The 22,825-nt window shown below is 71.5% G+C and carries 20 protein-coding genes and 1 tRNA gene; 9 read left to right on the top strand and 12 right to left on the bottom strand.

Annotation, left to right across the window (positions count from 1 at the left end; genetic code table 11):
* Positions 1–26: 26 nt before the first annotated feature.
* Positions 27–1,136 carry an o-succinylbenzoate synthase gene (gene menC, locus G3I78_RS38220; RefSeq protein WP_164433422.1) on the bottom strand — a complete coding sequence of 370 codons (1,110 nt, stop codon included), beginning with the start codon at positions 1,134–1,136 and terminating at the stop codon, positions 27–29.
* A complete protein-coding gene (locus G3I78_RS38215) occupies positions 1,133–1,894 on the bottom strand; it encodes a chorismate synthase (protein ID WP_164433420.1) in 762 nt (253 codons plus the stop codon). Before G3I78_RS38215 ends, menC begins: the two co-directional genes overlap by 4 nt.
* A 103-nt stretch (positions 1,895–1,997) precedes the next feature.
* On the opposite strand from G3I78_RS38215, the gene G3I78_RS38210 reads away from it, so the two are divergent.
* Entirely contained in the window at positions 1,998–3,545 is a 1,548-nt protein-coding gene (locus G3I78_RS38210; protein ID WP_164433418.1) for a helix-turn-helix domain-containing protein, read from the top strand.
* On the opposite strand, the gene G3I78_RS38205 is transcribed toward G3I78_RS38210, so the two are convergent.
* Positions 3,526–4,971 (bottom strand): amino acid permease, encoded by a 1,446-nt coding sequence (locus G3I78_RS38205; protein ID WP_164433416.1) that lies wholly within the window; start codon positions 4,969–4,971, stop codon positions 3,526–3,528. The genes G3I78_RS38210 and G3I78_RS38205 overlap by 20 nt on opposite strands.
* 206 nt (positions 4,972–5,177) lie before the next feature.
* Here G3I78_RS38205 and G3I78_RS38200 point away from each other — a divergent pair, with 206 nt between their 5' ends.
* The 6 genes from G3I78_RS38200 to G3I78_RS38175 all read left to right on the top strand — a co-directional run bounded on the left by G3I78_RS38200 (position 5,178) and on the right by G3I78_RS38175 (position 11,006).
* Positions 5,178–6,626: an MFS transporter gene (locus G3I78_RS38200; protein ID WP_164433414.1), complete on the top strand. Its 1,449-nt coding sequence runs from the start codon at positions 5,178–5,180 to the stop codon at positions 6,624–6,626.
* An 18-nt stretch (positions 6,627–6,644) separates the two neighbouring features.
* Positions 6,645–6,845, top strand: a complete 201-nt coding sequence (locus G3I78_RS52395) for a hypothetical protein (RefSeq protein ID WP_239158312.1) — start codon at positions 6,645–6,647, stop codon at positions 6,843–6,845.
* Positions 6,846–6,976: 131 nt separating this feature from the next.
* Positions 6,977–8,767 carry a DEAD/DEAH box helicase gene (locus G3I78_RS38190; RefSeq protein ID WP_164433412.1) on the top strand — a complete coding sequence of 597 codons (1,791 nt, stop codon included), beginning with the start codon at positions 6,977–6,979 and terminating at the stop codon, positions 8,765–8,767.
* 478 nt (positions 8,768–9,245) lie between these two features.
* On the top strand, positions 9,246–9,887 hold the full coding sequence (locus G3I78_RS38185) for a helix-turn-helix domain-containing protein (protein ID WP_164433410.1): 642 nt from the start codon (positions 9,246–9,248) through the stop codon (positions 9,885–9,887).
* Between the two features lie 193 nt (positions 9,888–10,080).
* Positions 10,081–10,152, top strand: a tRNA-Cys gene (locus G3I78_RS38180).
* 146 nt (positions 10,153–10,298) lie between these two features.
* On the top strand, positions 10,299–11,006 hold the full coding sequence (locus G3I78_RS38175; RefSeq protein WP_343243958.1) for a TIGR02391 family protein: 708 nt from the start codon (positions 10,299–10,301) through the stop codon (positions 11,004–11,006).
* A gap of 8 nt (positions 11,007–11,014) precedes the next feature.
* On the opposite strand, the gene G3I78_RS38170 is transcribed toward G3I78_RS38175, so the two are convergent.
* The 3 genes from G3I78_RS38170 to G3I78_RS38160 all read right to left on the bottom strand — a co-directional run bounded on the left by G3I78_RS38170 (position 11,015) and on the right by G3I78_RS38160 (position 13,455).
* Positions 11,015–11,823, bottom strand: a protein-coding gene (locus G3I78_RS38170) for an IS5 family transposase (RefSeq protein ID WP_164433408.1) whose coding sequence is annotated in 2 segments (ribosomal slippage) — positions 11,015–11,473 and positions 11,476–11,823 — 807 coding nt in all. Because the reading frame shifts where the segments join, the coding sequence is not laid out codon by codon here.
* A gap of 763 nt (positions 11,824–12,586) precedes the next feature.
* Positions 12,587–12,973, bottom strand: a complete 387-nt coding sequence (locus G3I78_RS38165; protein ID WP_164433406.1) for a hypothetical protein — start codon at positions 12,971–12,973, stop codon at positions 12,587–12,589.
* Positions 12,970–13,455, bottom strand: coding sequence for a hypothetical protein (locus tag G3I78_RS38160; protein ID WP_164433404.1), 486 nt, complete (start codon positions 13,453–13,455; stop codon positions 12,970–12,972). The genes G3I78_RS38165 and G3I78_RS38160 overlap by 4 nt, the downstream gene beginning before the upstream one ends.
* 728 nt (positions 13,456–14,183) lie before the next feature.
* Between G3I78_RS38160 and G3I78_RS38155 the strand changes: the two genes are divergently transcribed.
* On the top strand, positions 14,184–14,831 hold the full coding sequence (locus G3I78_RS38155) for a LysE family translocator (protein ID WP_203616068.1): 648 nt from the start codon (positions 14,184–14,186) through the stop codon (positions 14,829–14,831).
* A gap of 110 nt (positions 14,832–14,941) precedes the next feature.
* Positions 14,942–15,493, top strand: a complete 552-nt coding sequence (locus tag G3I78_RS38150; RefSeq protein ID WP_164433401.1) for an FABP family protein — start codon at positions 14,942–14,944, stop codon at positions 15,491–15,493.
* On the opposite strand, the gene G3I78_RS38145 is transcribed toward G3I78_RS38150, so the two are convergent.
* The 6 genes from G3I78_RS38145 to G3I78_RS38125 all read right to left on the bottom strand — a co-directional run bounded on the left by G3I78_RS38145 (position 15,490) and on the right by G3I78_RS38125 (position 22,618).
* Complete coding sequence (locus G3I78_RS38145) at positions 15,490–16,647, bottom strand: SUKH-4 family immunity protein (RefSeq protein ID WP_164433399.1); 1,158 nt, start codon at positions 16,645–16,647, stop codon at positions 15,490–15,492. The genes G3I78_RS38150 and G3I78_RS38145 overlap by 4 nt on opposite strands.
* 132 nt (positions 16,648–16,779) lie before the next feature.
* Positions 16,780–17,313: an AAA family ATPase gene (locus tag G3I78_RS38140; RefSeq protein WP_164433397.1), complete on the bottom strand. Its 534-nt coding sequence runs from the start codon at positions 17,311–17,313 to the stop codon at positions 16,780–16,782.
* Positions 17,314–17,341: 28 nt separating this feature from the next.
* Entirely contained in the window at positions 17,342–17,470 is a 129-nt protein-coding gene (locus G3I78_RS53020) for a hypothetical protein (RefSeq protein ID WP_275424893.1), read from the bottom strand.
* The gene (locus tag G3I78_RS38135) at positions 17,467–19,776 is read right to left on the bottom strand and encodes a molybdopterin cofactor-binding domain-containing protein (protein ID WP_164433395.1); all 2,310 of its coding nucleotides are present in this window, start codon (positions 19,774–19,776) and stop codon (positions 17,467–17,469) included. Before G3I78_RS38135 ends, G3I78_RS53020 begins: the two co-directional genes overlap by 4 nt.
* Entirely contained in the window at positions 19,773–21,728 is a 1,956-nt protein-coding gene (locus tag G3I78_RS38130) for a 2Fe-2S iron-sulfur cluster-binding protein (RefSeq protein ID WP_164433393.1), read from the bottom strand. The genes G3I78_RS38135 and G3I78_RS38130 overlap by 4 nt, the downstream gene beginning before the upstream one ends.
* The gene (locus tag G3I78_RS38125) at positions 21,725–22,618 is read right to left on the bottom strand and encodes an FAD binding domain-containing protein (RefSeq protein ID WP_164433391.1); all 894 of its coding nucleotides are present in this window, start codon (positions 22,616–22,618) and stop codon (positions 21,725–21,727) included. The genes G3I78_RS38130 and G3I78_RS38125 overlap by 4 nt, the downstream gene beginning before the upstream one ends.
* Between the last annotated feature and the right edge of the window lie 207 nt (positions 22,619–22,825).

Below are 22,825 nucleotides of genomic sequence, written 5' to 3'. Positions count from 1 at the left end.
GGCGGTCACTTCCGGCCACGAGCCGGTCAGCCCCGGTACAGATCCCGTCGCGCGCGCGTGAAGCGCCGCAGGACGTCCGGCAGCGGTACGACACCGATCCCCGGCGTCCGCGGAACCGGCAGGTGACCGTCGTCCAGGACGAACGGCTCGGTGATGTCCTCGGCGAAGTAGCGGGAGGACGCCGAGGTGTCCCCCGGCAGCGTGAAGCCGGGCAGCGCGGCGAGGGCGAGGTTCGGGGCGCGGCCGATTCCGGTCTCCAGCATGCCGCCGCACCACACCGGCACGCCGTGCGCGTGGGCCACGTCGTGGATGCGGCGGGCCTCCAGATAGCCGCCCACGCGCGCGGGCTTCACGTTCACGACCCGGCACGCGTCCATGGCGATCGCGGAGGCGGTGTCCCGGGCGCTGTGCAGGGACTCGTCGAGGCAGACCCGGGTGGCGATACGGCTCTGGAGGCGGGCGTGGCCGTACAGGTCGTCCTCCTCCAGCGGCTCCTCGATCAGCAGCAGCCCGAACTCGTCGAGCCGCCGCAGGTGTTCGGCGTCCGCGAGCGTGTACGCCGTGTTCGCGTCGACCTGGAGGGGCAGTTCGGCGCCGAAGCGCTCGCGCACGGCCCGGACCGGCTCGACGTCCCAGCCCGGCTCGATCTTCAGCTTGATCCGCACGTACCCCTCGTCGAGGTAGCGCGCGACATCGTCCAGCAGCTCCGCGACCGACCCCTTGATGCCGACCGACACCCCGGCCGGCACCCGGTCGCGCACCGCGCCCAGGTACACCGCCAGCGGCATGCCGTACGACCGCAGCTCGGCGTCGAGGACCGCCGTCTCCAGGGCCGCCTTCGCCAGCTCGTGCCCCTTGATCCCGGCGACCGCGGGTCCCACCAGGGCCGCTTCCGAGGACGGCAGCGCGGCCACCCTCGGCACCAGGAAGTCCCGCAGCACGATCTCCGCGCCCGCCACGAACTCCGAGCAGTACAGCGGCTGCGGATCGGCGGCGAACTCCGACCAGCCCTCGCCGGTGTCGGTGACGACGCGCAGCAGGAAGGTGTCCTTCGTCGTCATCGTCCCGAAGGACGTCCGGAACGGGCTGACCAGCGGGATCTCCACATGGACGACCTCCACGCACTCCAGTTTCATACCGCGGCCTCCCTCGTGAGCGTGTACCAGCCGTCCCGGGACATCCCGGTCGCCCTGAACCCCTGCCCGAACGCCTCCGTGAACACCTCGCGCACCGCCCGCCGCCAGCGCAGCGCCAGCACCGGATCGGCCGCCCGCAGCTTGACGACGTCGTCCGGGACCCGGCACCAGACCCGCAGACCGGCCAGGTCACGGCGGGCCAGCGGCTCCCCGTCGGGCGCGCGGTGCGTGGCGGGCGCGCCCTCCCGGTCACCGAGGTCGTACGACTGTCCCGGCGCCGCGAGATCCCAGGTCACCGTCAGCCGGTCGCTCTCGTCGCCGTCGTTCACGCCGTCCGCCATGGGGCCGTAGAAGTCGACGAGGTACTCGGTGCCGGCCGCGCCCAGTTTGGCCAGGTTGAAGCGGGCGTTGCGGCCGATCAGCGGGTCGAAGGTCCAGCGCATGGTGCGGGCGCCGAGCCCGAGCGCCCACGCCCGCTGGGCCTGCTTGACCACCTGGCCGAGCCCGCGGTCCGCGGCGGCGACCAGCGAGTACGTCTCCTGGGCCGCGGGCGCCCCGAACACCGCGACGGCGGCCCCGGCCAGCCGCTCCCCCTCATAGGCGGCGTGCACCGCGCCGCCCGCGTGGACCAGGCTGTGCAGCACCTCGGCCGGATACGGCGGGGCCGTGCGCGGGGTCCGCCACACCTCGCTGAAGTACGCGCTGACGGCGTCCAGGCCGGCGACGTCGTGGACGGTACGGATGCTCACTCCGGTCATGTGCCGAGTCTCGGAGCCGGCCGGCCGCCCCGGGTTGTGCGGCCGTACAACTCCTGCGTACGTTCCTTTGGAGATCGGCCAAAACTCCTGAGGGGGGGCACCCATGGACGCCTGCACCCTCGGCGACCTCCTCGACGTCGTCGGCGGCACCTCCGTACGGCTGCACACCGCCCCCGCCGGGCTCGGCGCCCAGGTCACCGAGGCGCTGCTGTACGACGCCCACGCCCCGCTCCCCCGGGTGCCGGGCGCGCTGCTGCTGGCGGTGGGGGTGCGGGCGGCGGCGGCCGGGCCGCTGGTGGGGGCCGTCGCGGAGGCGGGGATGACCGGGGTCGTGGTGCGCGGTCCTGACGGGCCGGTGGCCGAGGCGGAGGCGTACGGGGTGGCGCTGCTGTCCGTCGCCGAGGACACCGCCTGGCACCAGGCGCATCTGCTGCTGGCCTCGGCGATCGGCGCCCGCCCGGTGCCGTCGGCGGGCGGCCACGGCGACCTCTTCGCGCTCGCCGACGCGATCGCCGCGGCGACCGGCGGGGCCACCGCGGTGGAGGACCCGCGCCAGCGCATCCTCGCCTACTCGACCGTCCCCGGCCAGCCGGTCGACGAGGACCGCCGGCAGGGCATCCTGGGCCTGCGGGTACCGGTCAGCGCCGCCAACTCCGAGCAGTACCGGGCCCTGTTCGCGGCCGGCGGCCCGCTGCGGCTGCCCGCGCTGCGGGACGGCGACCTGGCACGCCTCGCGGTGGCCGTCCGGGCCGGCGGCGAGACCCTCGGCTCGGTGTGGGTCGTGGACGACGGCACGCTCGCGGCGGACGCCGAACAGACCCTCGTCCAGGGGGCGTCGACGGCGGCGCTGCTGCTCCTGCGGGCGCGCGCGGCACAGGAGTTGGCCCGGCACCAGAACAGCGATCTGCTGCGGCGGCTGCTGGACGGGACGGCGGACACCGCGACCGCCGCCGCCCGGCTGGGGGTCGAGGGACCGGTGCGGGTGGCCGCCTTCGTCCTCGACTCAGCGAGCCTCCCGGACGCCGAACAGACGGGGCTGCGGCTGCTGGACGTCGTACGGCTGCAGTGCGAGGCGCGTTACGGGCGGCACGCGTGTGTGCTGGTCGACGGGGTGGTGTACGCGCTGCTGGCGGGATCGGGGGCCCGGCACCGGCAGTTGGCGCAGGACATCGTGGCGCGGGCCGGGCAGGCGCTCCGGGTGCCGGTGCGGGCGGGCCTCGGCGAACTGGTCGCGGGTCCCGGGGAGGTCGCCGGGTCGCGGGCGGACGCCGATCTGGTGCTGCGGGTGCTGGGCCCCGCGCTGCCCGTGGCCACGGTCGACGAGGTCCGGCCGCGGGTCACGCTGTTGCGCCTCGCCGAAGTGCTGGGCGAGCGGCGGGAGTTGAGCGCGGGCGGCTGGCGGCGGGTGCTGGCGTACGACGGTGAGCACGGCACCGACTACGCGCGCACGCTGGTGAGTTGGCTCGACTCGGGGTGCGACATGGCGGAGGCGGCGAAGCGGCTCGCGGTGCATCCGAACACCTGCCGCTACCGGCTGAAGCAGGTGCGGCGGCACGCCGGGATCGACCTGGACGATCCCGACGAACGGCTGGTGCTGTGGCTCCAGTTGAGGGTGCTGGCGGGGATCGGGCCTACGGCAGCCGCTGGTTGAGCTTCGAGTGCCGGACGCCGTAGAGGCCGTAGACGACGAGCCCGACCGCCATCCAGGTACCGAACGCGATCCAGGTGTCGGCGCCGAGGCTGGACAGCATGTAGGCGCAGAAGCCGACGCCGAGCAGCGGGAACCACGGGGAGAAGGGGACGCGGAAGGAGCGGGGGGCGTCCGGGTCGCGCCGCCGCAGCAGGATCACGGCCAGGTTGACCAGCATGAACGCGAACAGGGTGCCGATGCTGGTGGCGTCCGCGAGGCTGCCCAGCGGGACGAGGGCGGCGAGGACCGCGATGAAGCCGGACACGATGACGGTGTTGGCGCGCGGCACTCCGGTGCGCGGGTGCACCTTGGCGAACAGCGGCGGGACCAGGCCGTCCCTGGCCATCGCGAAGAGGATGCGGATCTGGCCGTACTGCACGGTGAGCACGACGCTGGTGGTGGCGACGACCGCCCCCACGGACAGCAGGATCGGCCACAGGCTGCCGCCGCCGACGCTCTGCACCAGCACCTCGCTCAGCGTGGCCTCCGTCCCCTCGAACCTCCGCCACGGCATCGCGCCGAGCGCGGCGACCGCGACGAGCACGTACAGCGCGGTGACCAGGAGCAGCGAGATCACGATCGCCCGGGGCAGGTCCCGCTGCGGATCACGGGCCTCCTCCCCCGCGGTCGAGGCGGCGTCGAACCCGATGTAGGAGAAGAACAGCGAGGCCGCGCCCGCGCTCATGCCCGCGGCGCCGAGCGGGAACAGCGGCTGGAAGTTCCCGGCGTGGAAGGCAGTGAAGGCGACCGCGCAGAACAGCACGAGCGCGGCGATCTTCACGGAGACCATGACGGCGTTGGCGACCGCGCTCTCCTTCGCGCCGCGCAGCAGCACGACCATCGCCAGGACGACGATGAGGGCGGCCGGGATGTTGAGGGTGCCGCCGAGGCCGGGCGGTGCGCTGAGGGACTCGGGAAGGGTGACGCCGACGGTCAGTTCGAGCAGTTCGTTGACGTACTGCCCCCAGCCGACGGCGACGGCGGCGACCGAGACGCCGTACTCGAGGATCAGACACCATCCGCAGACCCAGGCCACCAACTCCCCGAGCGTGGCGTACGCGTAGCTGTACGACGACCCCGATCCCGGGATCATCCCGGCGAGTTCGGCGTACGACAGCGCGGAGAACAGGGCGGTGACCCCGGCCAGCACGAACGACACGACGATCGCCGGCCCGGCCTCGGGAACGGCCTCCCCGAGCACGACGAAGATCCCGGTACCGAGGGTGGCGCCGACGCTGAGCAGCGTGAGCTGTGTGACGCCCATGGTCCGCTTCAGCGGGCTGGCGGAGGCTTCGTCGACCAGCGTGCGGACGCCTTGCCGACGGGTCAACTTGCGGGTGACGCCTGGTTGTTGCCCACGGGGGCGTCGGGTACCGACGGTGTCCACGCTGCGGCTCCCCTCCGGGGTTTCGGTGGTTGGCCCTGATGATGCGGAGCGGCGGGGGCGGGCGGGTGAGGGGATCGGCCAGGGGGCGGCGGGCCGGTTTGGCGGAACGGCCAAAGCGCACGGTGGCGGTCGTACGACCAAGGTCGCAGGGGATGCGGTCCTCCCGACAGGGGTCAAACCGGGCTGCGGCCCTTACTGTGGCGGGCATGACCGTGCTGAAGCCGGGTGATGCCGGTGTCGTCGACGAGAGCGAGGGCCCTTCCGAGGGGTCCGGGGAAGGAGTGCTGGGGCGCTCCTACCGGGCGTTGAGCATCGGGATCGTGTCCGTGGTCGTGCTCATCGCCTTCGAGGCGACGGCGGTCGGAACCGCGATGCCGGTGGCGGCACGGGAGTTGGACGGGATCGCGCTCTACGGCTTCGCGTTCTCCGGGTACTTCACCACCAGTCTGTTCGGGATGGTGCTGAGCGGGCAGTGGTCGGACCGGCGGGGTCCGGTCGGGGCGCTGAGCGCGGGGATCGCCGGGTTCGGGGCCGGGCTGCTGCTGTCCGGGACCGCCGGGGCGATGTGGCTGTTCATCCTGGGGCGGGCCGTGCAGGGGTTCGGGGGCGGGCTGGTCATCGTCGCCCTGTACGTCGTCGTCGGGCGGGCCTATCCCGAGCGGCTCCGGCCCGCGATCATGGCGGCGTTCGCGGCCGGGTGGGTCGTGCCGTCGATCGTGGGGCCGCTCGCCGCCGGGGCGGTGACCGAGCATCTCGGGTGGCGGTGGGTGTTCGTCGGGATTCCGGTGCTGGTCGTCTTCCCGCTGGCGCTCGCGCTGCCTCAGATACGGCGGCGGGCCTCCGGGCCGGTCGACGGCACCGACACGCCGGCCGCCTTCGACCGGCGGCGCATCCGGCTCGCCCTCGGCATCTCCCTCGGCGCCGGCCTCCTCCAGTACGCCGCCCAGGACCTGCGCCCCCTCTCCCTCCTCCCCGGTGTCGCGGGCGTCGCGCTCCTCGTGCCCGCCGTGCTCGGACTGCTGCCGCGCGGGACGTACCGGGCCGCACGCGGACTGCCGTCCGTCGTGCTGCTGCGCGGGGTCGCCGCGGGGTCCTTCGTCGCCGCCGAGTCCTTCGTGCCGTTGATGCTGGTCACCCAGCGGGGGCTGTCGCCGACGCTGGCCGGGTTCTCGCTCGCGGCGGGCGGCGGCACGTGGGCGCTGGGGTCGTGGGTGCAGGCCAGGGCGCGGGTGGAGCCCTACCGGGAACGGCTGATGACCCTCGGCATGGTGCTGGTCGCCGCCGCCATCGCCACCGCGCCGAGTGTGCTGATCCACTCCGTGCCGGTCTGGACCGTCGCCGTCGCCTGGGGGTTCGGGTGCTTCGGCATGGGCCTGGTGATCTCCTCCACCAGCGTGCTGCTGCTCCACCTCTCCGCCCCCGAGGAGGCCGGCACCAACTCCGCCGCCCTCCAGATCTCCGACGGCCTCTCGAACGCCGTCCTCCTGGCGGCGGGCGGAGCGGCCTTCGCGGCGCTGGGCGGGGGCGCGGTGAGCCATACGGCCACCCAGGCGTCCGGTGCACAGCATCCGGCGGCCTTCGCGGTCGTGTTCCTGCCGATGGCCGGGGTGGCTCTGGCGGGGGCTTGGGTGACTACTCGGTTGCGGGTGCGGTGAGTGGTGGGGGGGTGGGCAGTGGGGGGTGGCCGTGGGGGGTGGCCGTGGGGGGAGTCGGGCGTCTCCGGTGCGCTGCGCGAGCCGTTCGGCATACGGCGATGCCGGCCCTGGCCTCTCGCCGGTGTCGACCAGGACACGGCGTACGCGCTGGTCATCGATGTGGCGGCCGGGGCGCAGACGGACGTACGACGGATCGCGGGGCGGCTGCGACGGCTGTGACCTCGGTCCCACCCGTGGGCGACCCGGCCCCGTCCGCGCGTTGACATCGGCGGGCCGCCGGTAAGGTGACCCGGTCGTCATACACAGCCGAAGACACCACCGCCGAGCCGCTCGACCCCCTTACGGAGACCGTGACTACCACCGCCGCCTCCAGCCATCACCTTTCTCCCGCCTTCCCCGGCCGCGCCCCCTGGGGCACCGCCAACAAGCTGCGTGCCTGGCAGGAAGGGGCGATGGAGAAGTACGTCCAGGAGCAGCCGCGAGACTTCCTGGCCGTCGCGACACCCGGCGCGGGGAAGACGACCTTCGCCCTCACCCTCGCCTCCTGGCTGCTGCACCACCATGTCGTGCAGCAGGTGACAGTCGTCGCGCCGACCGAGCATCTGAAGAAGCAGTGGGCCGAGGCGGCGGCGCGGATAGGGATCAAGCTGGACCCGGAGTACAGCGCGGGGCCGCTCGGCAAGGACTACCAGGGCGTCGCGGTCACCTACGCGGGGGTCGGCGTACGGCCCATGCTGCACCGCAACCGCGTCGAGCAGCGCAAGACCCTGGTGATCCTCGACGAGATCCACCACGCCGGTGACTCGAAGTCGTGGGGCGAGGCGTGTCTGGAGGCGTTCGAGCCCGCCACGCGCAGGCTCGCGCTCACCGGTACGCCCTTCCGGTCCGACACCAACCCCATCCCGTTCGTGACGTACGAGGAGGGCAACGACGGCATCCGCCGCTCGGCCGCCGACTACACCTACGGCTACGGCAACGCGCTCGCCGACCACGTCGTCCGGCCCGTCATCTTCCTGTCGTACAGCGGGCAGATGCGGTGGCGGACCAAGGCCGGGGACGAGATCGCCGCCCGGCTCGGCGAGCCGATGACCAAGGACGCGATCAGCCAGGCGTGGCGTACGGCGCTGGACCCGCGCGGCGAGTGGATGCCGAGCGTGCTGCGCGCCGCCGACCAGCGGCTGACCGAGGTCCGCAAGGCGATCCCGGACGCCGGTGCCCTCGTCATCGCCTCCGACCAGGACTCCGCGCGCGCCTACGCCAAGCTGATCCGCGAGATCACGGGCGCCAAGGCGACCCTGGTCCTGTCCGACGAGGCCGCCGCGTCCAAGCGGATCGACGACTTCAGCGCGGGCAACGACCGGTGGATGGTCGCGGTGCGGATGGTGTCGGAGGGCGTCGACGTCCCCCGGCTCGCGGTCGGCGTGTACGCGACCACCATCTCCACGCCCCTCTTCTTCGCCCAGGCCGTGGGCCGTTTCGTACGGTCCCGGCGGCGCGGCGAGACCGCGTCCGTGTTCCTCCCCACCGTCCCCGACCTCCTCACCTTCGCCAACGAGATGGAGGTGGAACGGGACCACGCCCTCGACAAGCCGAAGAAGGAGGGCGAGGAGGACCCGTACGCCGAGTCCGAGAAGGAGATGGAGGAGGCGAACAGGGAGGAGGACGAGGACACCGGCGAGCAGGAGCAGTTCTCCTTCGAGGCGCTGGAGTCCGAGGCGGTCTTCGACCGGGTCCTGTACGACGGTGCCGAGTTCGGCATGCAGGCGCACCCGGGGAGCGAGGAGGAGCAGGACTACCTCGGTATCCCGGGCCTCCTCGAACCGGACCAGGTCCAGCTGCTCCTCCAGAAGCGTCAGGCCCGGCAGATCGCGCACAGCCGCAAGAAGCCGGACTCCGAGGCGGACCTCCTGGAACTGCCCGCCGAGCGCCGGCCCGTCGTCTCCCACAAGGAGATGATGGAACTGCGCAAGCAGCTCAACACGATGGTGAGCGCGTACGTCCACCAGAGCGGCAAGCCGCACGGGGTGATCCACACCGAGCTGCGGCGGGTCTGCGGGGGGCCGCCGAGCGCCGAGGCGACGGCGGGGCAGCTGCGGCAGCGGATCGCGAAGGTCCAGGAGTGGGCTACTCGGATGAAGTGACGGGTGCGTGCGGTGGGCGGGGGCGGGTCGGGTGTGCCAGGCGGGTCGGGTGTCTCGGCGTACGAGCCAGGGGCATACGGGCTGGGCGCGTCTGAGCTAGGCAGGTATGGGCGGCTGGGCGCGTCTGAGCTTGGCAGGTATGGGCGCCTGGGCGGCCGGGTGCGTGTGCGCTGGGTGCGCGCGCTGTGCACGCCCTGTGCCACACGCCGTACGAATCAGGACAAACAGAGGTAGTACGTCCTGGTCACTGCCCGGATTCTGGACGGAGCCTTCCGCTCAGCGAACCGCCTTCGCTACTGTCCCGCTACGCACACGCCCCGTGGCAGCGCCGCCGCGGAGCGCAGCCGTGAAGCGACGCGGTCCGGTACAGGCCGGGCCGCCGGCCGATCGGCGGCCTCTGAAGCGCGTCACTGACGGGACTCGGTGACGCACCGCCGCTCGGAGGTTGCCGACCTCACCACTTGGAGGAGTGGGCGTCGTGACCGCGGAGACCTCTCAGACGCTTGACCGAGGACTGCGTGTCCTCAAGCTCCTGGCCGATACGGACCACGGGCTCACCGTCACCGAGCTATCCAACAAACTGGGCGTGAACCGCACCGTGGTGTACCGGTTGCTGGCCACGCTGGAACAGCACGCACTCGTACGCCGTGATCTGGGCGGCCGTGCCCGGGTGGGACTGGGGGTGCTGCGCCTCGGACGACAGGTCCACCCCCTGGTACGCGAGGCCGCACTGCCCGCACTCCGCTCGCTGGCCGAGGACATCGGCGCCACGGCCCACCTCACCCTGGTCGACGGCTCGGACGCCCTGGCCGTGGCCGTCGTGGAGCCCACCTGGACCGACTACCACGTGGCCTACCGAGCGGGCTTCCGCCACCCCCTGGACCGCGGAGCCGCAGGCCGAGCGATCCTCGCCGCCCGCCAACAGGGATTCGAAGAGCCGGGATACCTGCTGACACACGGCGAACTGGAGGCAGGCGCGAGCGGAGCAGCCGCTCCCCTGCTAGGCGTCACCGGCGTCGAGGGCAGCGTGGGAGTAGTAATGCTGGCCGACGCGGTCCCGGAACGGGTGGGCCCCCGGGTGGTGGACGCGGCACGGGAGGTGGCGGAGGCGTTGCGGTGAGTTGAGGTGGGCGGTGGGTGTGGGTGTGTGTGGGAGGGGGGCTGGGCGGAGGTTCTCACCCAGCCCCTCGCCCGTTCATGAACGCCGTATGGCAGTCCCGTTGCAGCCTCCACGATCCCCTTGAGCATGCTCTCACCCCCGCCATACGGTCATTCCACCGAGTTCGGCAGGAGCCACCGCTCCCCACCGACCCGGCCGTGTGCCCGAGTGGTTCAGGGACTCGCCTGCAAAGCGAGTTACGCGGGTTCGATTCCCGCCACGGCCTCAAGCGCTTGACCAGGCAGGACGAAAGGGCGACACCCTCCGTGGGTGCCGCCCTTTTAGTCGTGCGTCTCAGTTCCCGTCTCAGTTGACCCCCAATGCACGGAAATCCGCTGTGGGCGCGATCCTGAGGACCTCTACTCTTGGTGCGTGGATCGTGACTGGATGCGGCAGCGCCTTGAGGAGTTCGACGAGCTGGCAGCCAAGTATCGGGCTTCCATTCCGCGCGACGGCAAGCGGTCGGGGGATGCGACGCTCCGTGGGGAGCTGCGCACTGCAGAACCAACGCTCAAGAAGATCCTTACCTGCCTTGATCCCCTGTTGGCGACGTTCATCGATGTCGACCGACTGGAGGGGGTAGTGAGGGCTCAGGCCTCCATCAAGCGTGGTTTGGGCATCCTTAATGACATGGACGACTGGGCCACCCGGCTGGCTCCTGACGCCCCGTCCCTTCCAGCCGACCAATTTCACCCCTGGGTGTGGGATGCCGCTCGTACCTTGTGGGAGTCCGAGCACTACCGAGCCGCCGTCCACGCCGCTGCCACGTCGATCAACGCCCACCTTCAGACCAAGCTTGGTCGGCGTGACCTGTCGGATGCCAAGCTCGTTCAGGAAGCCTTCAGCGACAAGGCCCCGGAAACGGGCAAGCCCCGCCTCCGGATACCTGGCGACCAAACGGACCCCGGAGTCCAGACACGGCAGCGCGGCGCCCTGCAACTCGGTCAAGGGGCTTACTTCGCGCTCCGGAACCCTGCCGCCCACGAAACAGGTGACCTGGCAGAGCAAGAGGCTATGGAGCAGTTGGCCACGTTCAGCGTGGTCGCGCGGCTTATCGATCAGTGTCAGGTCGTGGCTTAGACGCCATTTCAGTTGGCGAGTCGGCGGTGGCATATGAGGGTCGCGGCGATGGCGGTGAAGGCGAGGAAGTGTTCAGCCTTTCGCTCGTAGCGGCGGTGGAGGCGTCGGCAACCGGACAGCCAGGACACGGTCCGTTCCACGACCCAGCGATGCCGGCCCAGGTGTCGGGATGACTCGACCCCTTTTCGGGCGAGGCGGTGCCGGATGCCGCGGGACGACAGCCAACGCCGTAGGTGTCGGTAGTCGTAGCCCTTGTCCCCGTGCAGTTTGCCGGGCTTCCGACGCCGGGGGCCGCGGCGTGAACGGATGGGCGGGATGCCGCGGACAAGTGGGATGAGGGCCTGGCTGTCGTGGAGGTTGGCGGCGGAGATGCCGACCGACAGGGGCAGGCCCTGGCGGTCAACGATGAGGTTGATCTTCGAACCCTTCTTGCCACGGTCGGTCGGATTCGGTCCCGTCAACTGCCCCCTTTGAGGGCCCGGACGCTGACGGAGTCGATCGCGCACCGCGACCAGTCCAGCTCGCCCCGGGCTCCGAGTTCGTCCAGGACCAGGCGGTGGAGCTTGGCCCACACACGGGCCTCACTCCATTCGGTGAACCGCCGGAAGGCGGTCACCCCCGACAGCCCGAAGCCCGGTGGCAGTTGGTTCCAGGTACAGCCCGAGGTGGCCACGAAGATGATCGCGGCCAGCACCTCACGCTCTCCTCGGCAACGATGTCCTCCACCCTGCGGGCGTTGCGGTGCCGACGGAACCACCCGTTGGAACAACTCCCACAAGCCCTCGAGCGCCAACCGTTCGACAAGCGCAGCAGCCATCACCCCAGATTGCCGCAAGATCACGCCAACTGAAATGGCGTCTAAGACAGTGGTGGTACTTCGACCTTCTCCACAAGACGGATCGTTTTGGATACATGCACCTTCCGCTTACGGTGCCCGACCTTGACATGAAGTCGCCATGCGTTGGGCGTCATGCCGATGGCCCGCGTCATCAGGTCGGTCACAGGGCAGGACCACTCCACCGGGTCATCTGGTGTCAACCGGTGCTTGGCGGGAAACGCAGGCACGTAGGTTTCACGTGTGTCCTTCCAAGGCTTGTCGTCGTACTGCCAAGAGACATCGAGATGCCCAGTCGCGAGCGATGTACCTGAACGCCCATGGTTCGACGCAACGAAGCGAAGGACATACTCACCGCTGGAATACCGCACGACGAAGCATCTCAACTTCACCCTCGCCCCTCCCCTGTAGTACCCAAGAACCGCGATCAGGAGGCCAAGGAGCCCAACAGCAATCATGTACTCACTGTAGCCGAATGATTTCAAGGGGTCGTCGCCATGCTGGAGTTGAGTAGCTCGCAAGGAACGAGCCCGTCTCAGTTTCCGTCTCGTTCGTAGCCGTACGCGGCCGTTCAAAGCCGTACGCCAACCACTTCGGGGCAGGCATCCGTACGGGTCTGAACACCGCCGAACGAGACCGGATCATGCGCTGACCAGCCCGGACAAACCTGCAAATAGTGTGTGGCCCTTCCGCCACAGACGACACAGTAGGGCCCGTCACCTGGCCAACCTTGCCTGCCCGCGTCTCAGGGCAAAGCTCGTTGAAGATCGGCGAGGACGGTATGTGCCAGTTCGGCCGTCCCACTGGCGGCACCCGTGGCGGCACCTGCTGCTATTGGAGCCAGAACGACTTGGATCCGCCCGAGCAGCCGACGCACACGCCCCACATCCGGCTCAGGCTGCGTTGCCTCCTCCAGTGCAGCTTCCGCGTCCTGACGTACCGCTGTCTCCCCTTCAGGATCAAGCTTGAGGCTCTCCAGTGCTTCCAAGACCGAGTTCACCGACCTGGCAAGACGATCGCTCAGGCCACCGTCAGCTGTCACATATTGCAGCTGTGACACATCCTGATTGCCGATCGCAATCTGACTTCCGTGTATGGACCCGTGAAACTGAGGGCCGCCCGTAGCCGTCATACCGCAGCTCCCGACCCGAGTCCCGGCGAGTGCCCGGGCTTTCGTGGTTCCCATCCCATGTGAGCGCGAATCTGCGTAATGGCCGAGGAGACTCGTGCCATATTGATTGGAGTCTGATTCAGCTCAAGCTGAAGCTCGGCTACTGCCTGACGGATAGCCTGCTGAGCATCGGTGTCCAATCCCAGCTGATCAAGCCGGGACAGCAGGTCACCGAGCGCGAGTAGCAGCTCCTTGCGGCAGAGCGCTTCGGCACTGATGAGCTCCTCATTTGGTGCCCTGACCATGTCCGACGGCAGGGTCCTCCATGCCGGCTCGCTGAGCAAGGGACTTCCACCTAGCGGTGAATCACCCTCCGCTTGTCGAGACAGTTGGGCTGTGCTCGCCTGATGCGACTCGGGCAGTCCTTTCATCATGGTCTGGGTCACTGTGCCACTGTTGATCGCCAACTGACTGTTAGTGATCTCGCCGAGGAAGAACAGCATGTAGTTATCCGGTACAGCGACGCTTGAGAGTTCAGCCGTCGTGGACAACGCATCTGTGCCGAGAGCAGGCTCTGCGATGGGCTGTGAGGTCGTCTGAGCTTCGACGTCCGTCGTCCGCTGCTCCGGCGCGGGAGTCGTAGTCCTCCGCTGCTCCGGCGCGGAAGTCGTAGTCCTCCGCTGCTCCGGCGCGGAAGTCGTAGTCCTCCGCTGCTCCGGCGCGGAAGTCGTAGTCCTCCGCTGCTCCGGCGCGGAAGTCGTAGTCCTCCGCTGCTCCGGCGTAGCCACCTCAGACGACCACCTGGCTGTCTCCGATGTCTTCGACTCTGCTTTGTACACCCCGCTTGCCATGTAACCCCCCATAGGCCTGGCACTCATAGCAAGGTAGCGAACGAAACCTGGCGACCGGTGCCGCGTGGGGCTAGAGCGTCGTCGTTCTCTTATCCGTCTCATTTCCCATCTCGTTCGTCCCCGTGCGTGGTCGTCCGGACCCGTTCAACTAGTCCCAGCGATGGCAGTGTCCGTACGGCGTTGAACACCCGCGGACACATCCGAATCAGGCCCTGACCAGCCCCGACAAACCTGCAAAGCGAGTTACGCGGGTTCGATTCCCGCCACGGCCTCCAGAGATTGACCAAGTGGCCCCACCCAAGGGCCAGTTCAGGTCCCACCCCCAGCCCCCGGACCCCCTCAGGGAATACCGCTGGAAGCCCGAGGCTCCCCGTGCTTGCATGACCCGCATGGTGTCTACCGACCGTTTGCTCGCCTTCGCGGCCATGTCGTTTCTGTTGATCGTGATTCCTGGTCCGAGTGTGCTGTTCGTGATCGGGCGGGCGTTGGCGCAGGGGCGTCGGGCCGCGTTGACCACGGTGGTGGGGAACACGGTGGGCGCCTATGTGCTGATCGTGGCCGTGGCGTTCGGGGTGGGGGCGGTGGTGGAGCGCTCGGTGCTCGTGTTCACCGTGCTCAAGCTGGCGGGGGCCGCCTACTTGGTGTTTCTCGGTGTCAAGGCGTGGCGTGAGCGTGGGTCGTTGTATGGCGCCGTCACCGGGGCGGGGGCCGCGCAGGGTGGTGTGCGGACGTTCTGGGAGGGGTTCGCCGTCGGTGTGACCAACCCCAAGACGATCGTGTTCTTCGCCGCGGTGCTGCCGCAGTTCGTCGACCGCGGTGAGGGGCATGTCCCGGCGCAGATGCTGCTGTTGGGCCTGGTCTTCAACATCATCGCCGTGGCGTCCGACATGGTGTGGGGCCTGGTCGCGGCCACCGCCAGGGACTGGTTCGCACGGTCGCCGCAGCGGCTCGCCCTGGTCGGCGGGATCGGTGGGCTCACCATGATCGGCCTGGGCGTCACCGTCGCCGCCACGGGACGCAAGGACTGATCCGCCCACCGTGACCACCGCAAGCACCGCAGGGCGCCGCCCCTTCCCCCGCGCGGAGCCCTACGCTTGCCGTCAGCAGTCGGCGGGAGCGAAAAGTGTGGAGTGTGGACGTGTTCGAGGCAGCGGCCGAGCAACCCTTTCCCGAGGTGTACGGGGCGGATCACGCACCCGCCCCGCATCCCTTGCTCGCACCCGTGCTCGGCTATCTCGGCTCGTGGCGCGGGCAGGGTCGAGGTGGATATCCCACGCTCGACGGCGACTTCGCGTACGCGCAGGAGGTCAGGTTCAGTCATGACGGGCGGCCCTTTCTGCGGTACGAGGCGAGGGCCTGGCTGCTCGACGCGGACGGGGCGCCGCTGAGGCCCGCGGCCCGGGAGAGTGGGTGGTGGCGGCTCCAGGGCGACGGGCGGGTGGAGGCCCTGGTCACCCAGCCCACCGGGATCACCGAGATCCTGGTCGGACACGCGGAAGACGGTGTGGTCGACCTCGATGCCCATGCCGTCGCCCTCACCCCCACCGCCAAGGAGGTGACCGCCACGCGTCGGCACTACAGCCTGGCCGGCGACGACGGCGGCACCTTCACGTTCGTCCATGACCTCGCGGCGGTCGGGCAGCCCTTGCAGCACCACCTCTCCGCGACCCTGCGGCGCGCAGCCGGTTAGAGGACCCCGCCCACCTCGTCCTGGAATAGCTCCGTCCAGTAGTGCCAGTCCGCGTCCGTCGTCGTGCCCGTGGGGTCGATGGTGGAGAGGGCTCGGATCATCGTCTTGGCGACCTGGACGTACAGGGTGTTGGTGAGTTCGTGGGCGAGGGACTCGTCTATCTGGCGTTCGCGGTGCAGGAGCCAGAGGGTGAAGGCGAGGGTGGAGATGTCGGTGTTGAGGGGGTGGAGGGTCGCCTCGCGCTCGCTCCAGTTGAGGACCGCGCCCGTCTCGCCGTCGACGACCAGGGTGTTGTCCTCGATGAGGTGGCCGAGGACGATCAGGTGGTCGGCCCGGGGCGGGAGGGCCACCAGGCGGTCGGCCTGGTGCTCGGAGAGGGTCGGGAGCGGGGCGTCCGGGTCGGTGTGGAAGAGGACGCCGTCCTCGGGGAGGCCGGTCTCCGCCAGGAAGCGGCGGGTCGGGGCGTGGGTGAGGGTGGACGGGAAGTCGATGTCCTCGAAGCGGGCGACGCGGTTGCGGCCGAACTCGTGGTCCAGCAGCCGCGGCGGCAGGTCCAGGGCGAGGCCGGAGTCCGTGCCGGGGCCCGCCACCAGGGCGAGGGGACGGATCAGGGCCGCGATCTTCCAGAACGTCGGCACCTCGCCGCCCGTGCCCTCCTCGAACACCGTCAGCAGCTGGCGCGTGGCCTCCTCCACCGCCGTAGGACCGAAGCGGCCGGCGTAGGCGGCGAACTGGCCGCGGACCTCCGTCAGTTCGTCCGTGGCCGTCGCGAAGCGGACCAGGGTGGGGAGCGACGGGGCCAGCGGGGTGCGGTCCATCAGGTCGGGGCGGGCGTGGAAGAACGACGTCGTCGAGATCTCGCCCGTGGCTCCGTCGAGCAGGACCGACTCCCGTTCCATGCCGCGCAGATCCGTGAGTCCGCCGATCACCAGCTGGTCGCGGAGCTCCTCGCTGAGGTGGCCGCCCGGGTCGGACGTCGAGTCCCCGACCGTCCGCAGGCCCTCGCGGCGCAGCTCCTCGAAGGTGAACAGGTCGCTGGCGCCGGGCAGTCCGGGGCCGCTGAGCCAGCGACGGGTCGAGACATGTGTGATGTACGGGTGCAGTGCGTCCTCGGTCAGTGTGATCGCCGCTACGGCGGCATCGGTCGTGCTCATGGCTCCCCCGTGTGCTTCGTACGCAGTCCCCTGGCCGGGCACGGCACGGCGAACCCGTCGGGCCTGCGCTCGTCCCCCACTGCTCGAAACACTACGCGCTGCCACTGACAACGCCCCCGTACCAAGGAGACGTCAGAGCACCCTCGACCGTTCCCGCCCCGCGAGAATCGCGTCCACCGTCTGTGCCGGGGTCAGTCCCGAGGTGTCCAGCCACAGTCCGATCGGCGGTGTCGAGGCCCGCAGCGCCTCGTCCAGCGCGGGGATCGTCCAGGCCGCGTCGCCGTAGCCCGTCTTCGCCCGGCCCGCCTCCCGGGCGGCCACCGTCGCGGCGTCCGGCGCGAGGACCACGACGTGTAGCGGGCGCGTCCTGAGCAGTGCGGCGTACGTCGTCAGGTCCTCGCCCAGCACGACGTCCTGGACGACCGCGGTGAAACCGGCCTCCGCGTACGCGTCCGCCGGGGCCGCCAACAGCCGGTACCGCAGCAGGAGTTGGGCGCGGGCCTCACCGGACGCCCCGGGCAGGTACTCCTCGCGCCCGGACACGATCATCCGCCGGAACACGTCCCCGCGGACATGCGCCGCCCGCGGCAACCGCTCCGCAAGGGCCTGCGCGACCGTCGACTTCCCGGCCGCCATCACGCCGGTGACCAGCACGACTCCGCGCATCAGCCGGCGCCCCGCGCGCCCTCGCGCGTCACGCGAAGCAGACCCCGCCCACCACGACCACGACCGCCGCGACGACGGACAGCGGAGTCCACAGCGCCGACTTGCCCGGCCCGGGCGGCGGTTCGTACGCGCGCGGCGCCTGTCCCGGTGTGCTCATCGGTCCGTCACCACCGCGGCCTGGGGCCGTATCGGCAGCCGGTTCACCGGACGGCCCGTCGCGGCCCGTACGGCGGAGGCGACCGCCGCCGGTGACGTGACCACCGGCACCGCGCTGGCCGCCTTCGCGCCGAAGGGGGCGACCACGTCCCGCTCCTCGACGAGCTTGACGATCCGGATCTCCGGCGCGTCAAGGGCCGTCGGCAGGGCGTACCCGGTGAGGTCCGGGTGGCGGATCAGCCCGCGCGCGGTGCGCAGGTTCTCCGTGAGCGCTATGCCGACGCCCTGGGTGACGCCCGCTTCGATACGGGCCTCCAGCTGGGCGGGGTTGAGGATCCGGCCGACGTCCTGGGCGAGCGCCAGCTCGACCACGCGGACCGAGCCGAGTTCGATGTCGACGTCGACCACCGCGCGGATCGCGCAGAACGCCATGCCGACGAACGCGTCGCCCTGACCGGCCTCGTCGAGGGGTTCCGTGGGGTGCGGGCGGCACTGAGCGGTGGCCCACAGTTCCTTGCCGTCCATGGCCTCGGTGACGGTCGTCGACAGGACGCCGTCGTACGAGGTGATCTTGCCGTCGGTGATCTGGAGCAGCTCGGTGGACATGCCGAACTTGTGCGCCAGGGGCTGGAGGAGCTGGGTGCGGACCATCTTGGCCGCGCGCTCCACCGCGCCGCCGGAGACCCAGGTGTGGCGGCCCCGGGCGCCCGGTCCTGCCGGGGGCTGGTCGGTGTCGACGGGGGCCACGTGGACCTCGTCGATGCCGAGGGTCTCCTGGACGATCTGACGGGCCAGCGTGGTGAATCCCTGGCCGGTCTCGACGGCCGCGCAGAGCACCGTGGCGATGCCGTCCTGGACGCGTACGGTCGCCGTGGAGACCTCGTCCGCGCCCTCCGCACCGAGCATGTGGACCATGCCGAGGCCGTAGCCGACGCCTCTGCGGATCGCGCCCGGTTCGCCCGCGCCCTCGGGGCCGCCGGGCAGCAGCCACTCGTCCTCGGGAGTGTCCTTGGGGAGCGCCGGGAGCGGGAAGTCCCGTACGGCCTGGAGGAGTTCGGCGACCGGGGCCGGGCAGGTCACCGTCTGGCCGGTCGGGAGGACGTCGCCGGTGGCAAGCGCGTTCTGCAGGCGCAGTTCCGCCGGGTCGACGCCCAGCTTCTTGGCGAGCTTGTCCATCTGCGCCTCGTAGGCGGCGCAGACCTGCATGGCGCCCTCGCCGCGGACGTGGCCGGAGGGCGGGTTGTTGGTGCGGACGGCCCAACCCTCGATGAAGGCGTTCGGGACGACGTACGGCCCGCAGGCGAAGCCCACGGCGGCGGCCAGGGCCTCGGAGGAGGTGTCGGCGTAGGCGCCCGCGTCGAGCAGGATCTGCGCCTCGACCTTCACCAGCTTGCCGTCGGTGTCGGCGTGGTGGCGGTACCGCAGCAGGGTGGGGTGCCGGTGCACGTGGCCGAGGAAGGACTCCTCGCGCGTGGCCGTCAGCTTCACCGGGCACTGCGTCTTCAGCGCCAGCAGCCCGAGCGGGAGCTGGAAGCCCTGGTCCTCGCGGTCGGCGGTGGCGCCGGGGACGCCGGTGACGACGACCTTGACGCGCTCGGGCTCCAGGCCGTAGCAGGCGGCGGCGGTGTCGCGGTCGGTGTGCGGGTCGGTGGAGGCGAGGTACAGCTCGACGCCGCCGTCGGGGCGGGGCACGGCGAGACCGGCCTCGGCACCGATGGGCGCGGGGTCCTGGCGGCCGATGCGGTAGAGGCCCTCCACGACGATCTCGCCGACCGCGTCGGGGTCGCCGTGGCGCAGCGGGATGTGGCGGACGAGGTTGCCGTCGGGGTGCAGCGGCTCGGCCTCGAACGCCTGCTCGGGGTCGGTGACCGGGTCGAGCACCTCGTACTCGACGATGACGGCGGCGGCGGCCATCCGCGCGGTGTCGGGGTGGTCGGCGGCGACGGCGGCGATGGGCTCGCCGTGGTGGCGTACGACCTCGGAGGCGAAGACCGGGCGGTCGGCCTTGCCGCGGCCGTGCACCGGGCTGCCGGGGACGTCCTCGTGGGTGACGACCGCGCGGACGCCGGGCATGTCACGCGCGTGGGAGGTGTCGATGGACACGATGCGCGCGTGCGCGTGGGGCGAGCGCAGGACGGCCGCCCACAGCAGGCCCTCGGCCCACAGGTCGGCTGCGTACGGGAAGGTGCCCTCGGTCTTCGCGCGCGCGTCGGCGGCGGGCAGGGAGACGCCGATGCCGTGCGGAATCGGCTCGGGGGCGGGTGCTGCCTCCGCGGGTGTGGTCGCGGTGGCGGCTTCGTTGCTCACGCCTGGCCTCCGTCCTGTCCCTGTCCGTACGCCTGCTCATGGGCGCCGGGCGACCCCGAGGCCTCGAACGCCGACGGGTTGACGCCTCCGGCCCCGGGGCCCGCCTGGTGCGGAATACGTGCCTCGTCGCCGTCCGTCTCAGCGTCGGCCGCCGAGTGTGCCTCGCGCTCGGCGACGACCTCCTTGACGGCGTCGACGACGCCCCGGTAGCCGGAGCAGCGGCAGAGGTTGCCGCACAGCGCCTGGCGGGTCTCCAGCTCGGTGGGCGCGGGGTTGCCCTCCAGGAGGTCGTGCACGGTCATCGCCATGCCCGGCACGCAGAAGCCGCACTGCACGGCGCCGCACCGGGCGAGCGCGCGCTGCACGTCGGAGGGGCGGCCGTCCTCGGCGAGGCCCTCGACGGTGCGGACCTCGCTGCCGGCGGCGGTCACGGCGGGCACCAGGCAGGAGGCGACGAGGCGGCCGTCGACCTGGACGTTGCACGCCCCGCACTCGCCCTGCGAGCAGCCGTCCTTGGCGCCCGCGAGCCCGAGCCGCTCGCGCAGCACGTAGAGCAGCGACTCACCGATCCAGGCGTCGGTGACGGGCCGGTCGACGCCGTTGACGCGCAGCACGTAGGAGGCGAGGGGGTGTTCCTCGCCGGGCAGCGCGGCGGGCCGCTCGTCGGCGTCCTCCGCCTCCTCGGCGCGCTCGGCGTTCTCGGTGTGCTCGTCCACGGCGGAGTCGGCATCGGAGTCGGCGTCGGCCGTGTGCTCGTCGGCGCTCTCCGGGGCCGGTTCGCCGTCACCGGCGTCCGGGGTGTGCCCGGCGCCGGTCCCGGCGGGGCCGTCAGCGGCTGCTACGGCCCCTGGAACGTCCTCGGAGCCCCCGGTGGCCGCCGGTGCCTCGCCCGTGCCGGGAGTGGGCTGTGAGGCGGCTTCGGAGGGGCTGCCCGCGTAGGAGTCGGCGGGGGCGTGGCCGTAGGACCGGTCGGGGGCGTGGAGCCGGGCGGAGTCGTGCGGCTCGGCGGGGTCGTAGCCCGACGGGCCTGGGCCTGGCTCCGGTTCGGCGTGCGGGTGGGCGGTCGGCACGTGCGCGTGGGCCTCGTCGACCGATGCGGTGCGCGCGTCCCCGGCCGGGCCGCCGTGTCCGTCGCCGGCGGTTCCGCCCGGTGCCTCGCCGAGCGGCACACGCGTGTGGCCGTCACCGGCGGGCACGTGCGTATGGCCGTCGCCACCGGCGGGCACGTGCGTGTGGCCGTCGCCCACGACGGCACCGTGATCCTCGGCATCGGGCCCGCCGTGAACGCCGTGCCCGTCCCCGCGCACCCCACCGCCCGGCACGTGCGCGTGCCCCGCGTCGCCCGGACCGCCGTGCTCGGGTCCCGCTCCGGCGCCGCCCTGGGTCCGGTCCCCCCACGGCTGCGCGGGCTGGGTGGCCCAGGGTGCGGGCGCGCCGCCGGGCAGGGTCGCCGGCGGGGTGCCGCCCCACTGCTCGACCAGCGCCGACGTGGTGAACTCGCCCGATTCGTCCGGGAGGTCGCCGCCGGCGACGGGGATGGACCACTGGCCGGTGACGTCGTGGCCGGAGGCGGGGGCCGCCGCGGTGTCCTCGACGTTCCACTGCTGGGTGGTCGAGGGGTTGTACGTGAACTGTCCGGTGTGGCCCTGCGGCGCGGTGTTGGGGTCGGGCCAGCCGGAGCCCTCGGCAGGGGCGCCCCAGGCACCCGGGCCCGCCGGGTCGGTGCCGTCCCCCTGCTGCCCGGGCTCTCCCGGCGCGACCGCGATCTGCGGCGGCACATAGCCGTGTCCGCGCGCGGCGAGCGGGCTGTCGGCGGAGGCCAGGAGGGCATCGATGCCCCCTTCGGGGAGCTTCACGAAGGCGGTCGCGCCGTCGTCGTAGTCGCCCTGGGGCAGCGGGTCCCAGCGGCCCGGACCCCGGGGTGTGCCCTCTCCGTGCTGGTCGTCGGTCACGAAAGTGCCCTCCCCAGTGCTCGTCGGGCCAGCGCGGCGACGGTGCGCCGCAGATGCAGAACGGCGGGCGGATGCTGTGGCACGGAGCCGTCCCCGGCGGGTTGCGGGTCGGGGATGCAGGCCGCCGAGACGTACTCGCCGAAGGCCTCCAGGGCCTCCGGGACGATCGCGCGGTTGTTGTCCCAGTCGATGAGCCGGGCGACCCACTGCTCGGCGTCCAGGGGCCGCAGCGGCATCGGCGCTATGGCTCCGACGGCGCACCTGACCCCGCGCCTGGCCGGGTCGAGGACCAGGGCGACGGAGGCCATCGCGCGGCCCGGTCCGGTGCGCCCGGTCACCTTGAGGAAGACCTGCGGGGCGTGCAGCAGCGGCACGCGCACGAAGCCGATGAGCTCTCCCGCGCGGAGCATCTCCATGCCGGCCAGCAGGTGCGAGACCGGCATCTCGCGGCGGGCGCCGTCCGGGCCCGCGATGATCAGCGTGGCCTCCAGGGCGGCGAGCACGGGCAGCGCGTCGCCGGTGGGGGCCGCGGAGGCGATGTTGCCGCCCAGGGTGCCCGCGTTGCGGATCTGCGGCGGACCGGCCGCGCGGGCGGCTGCGGCGAGCGCCGGGATGAGGGCGGCGAAGTCGGGGCGGCCCATACGCGCGTGCGTGAGTCCCGCGCCGAGCAGGGCGTGACCGTCCTGGTACTGCCAGCCGCGGATCTCGCTGATCCTGCCGAGGCCGACCAGCGCGGCGGGCCTGAGCTGCCCGGAGTTGACGGCGGCCATCAGGTCGGTGCCGCCCGCGACGGGCACGGCCGCGGGCATGGCCGTGAGGGCCGCCACGGCCTCGTCCAGCGTCGTGGGCAGCGTGACGGCCTGCGCCGCCTGCGGTGCGTGCGTGGTCAAACCGGCTGCCCCTTCCCGCTGCCCCACCTGGTCCTGCCGGCCCTGCCTGTTGCTGCCGTACGGTACGTGCTGACAGGGCGGACGTGGCAACTCTGGCACATCTTCGCAACGGCCGAAGACAGGGGTCCGCTAGGAGGCATTCGGTGGCATTCGCCCGCCCCATCAGGGAGATGGTCCGTTTTCGTACGGCATCACCGGCACGCACGG

Origin of the sequence: Streptomyces sp. SID13726 (assembly GCF_010548375.1) — a bacterium.
Taxonomy (GTDB): Bacteria; Actinomycetota; Actinomycetes; order Streptomycetales; family Streptomycetaceae; genus Streptomyces.
Note: the sequence above shows the minus strand (reverse complement) of the source record. Positions and strands in the feature narration are given on the sequence as shown.

Bases quoted from the DNA above. Each gene is read 5' to 3' on its own strand.
- G3I78_RS53020 (WP_275424893.1), bottom strand. From the start codon at position 17,470: ATGAGCACACCGGGACAGGCGCCGCGCGCGTACGAACCGCCGCCCGGG.
- G3I78_RS38140 (WP_164433397.1), bottom strand. From the start codon at position 17,313: ATGCGCGGAGTCGTGCTGGTCACCGGCGTGATGGCGGCCGGGAAGTCG.
- G3I78_RS38210 (WP_164433418.1), top strand. From the start codon at position 1,998: ATGGACGCCTGCACCCTCGGCGACCTCCTCGACGTCGTCGGCGGCACC.
- G3I78_RS38145 (WP_164433399.1), bottom strand. From the start codon at position 16,647: ATGAGCACGACCGATGCCGCCGTAGCGGCGATCACACTGACCGAGGAC.
- G3I78_RS38160 (WP_164433404.1), bottom strand. From the start codon at position 13,455: ATGCTGTTCTTCCTCGGCGAGATCACTAACAGTCAGTTGGCGATCAAC.
- G3I78_RS38215 (WP_164433420.1), bottom strand. From the start codon at position 1,894: ATGACCGGAGTGAGCATCCGTACCGTCCACGACGTCGCCGGCCTGGAC.
- G3I78_RS38155 (WP_203616068.1), top strand. From the start codon at position 14,184: ATGACCCGCATGGTGTCTACCGACCGTTTGCTCGCCTTCGCGGCCATG.
- G3I78_RS38200 (WP_164433414.1), top strand. From the start codon at position 5,178: ATGACCGTGCTGAAGCCGGGTGATGCCGGTGTCGTCGACGAGAGCGAG.
- menC (WP_164433422.1), bottom strand. From the start codon at position 1,136: ATGAAACTGGAGTGCGTGGAGGTCGTCCATGTGGAGATCCCGCTGGTC.
- G3I78_RS38165 (WP_164433406.1), bottom strand. From the start codon at position 12,973: ATGACGGCTACGGGCGGCCCTCAGTTTCACGGGTCCATACACGGAAGT.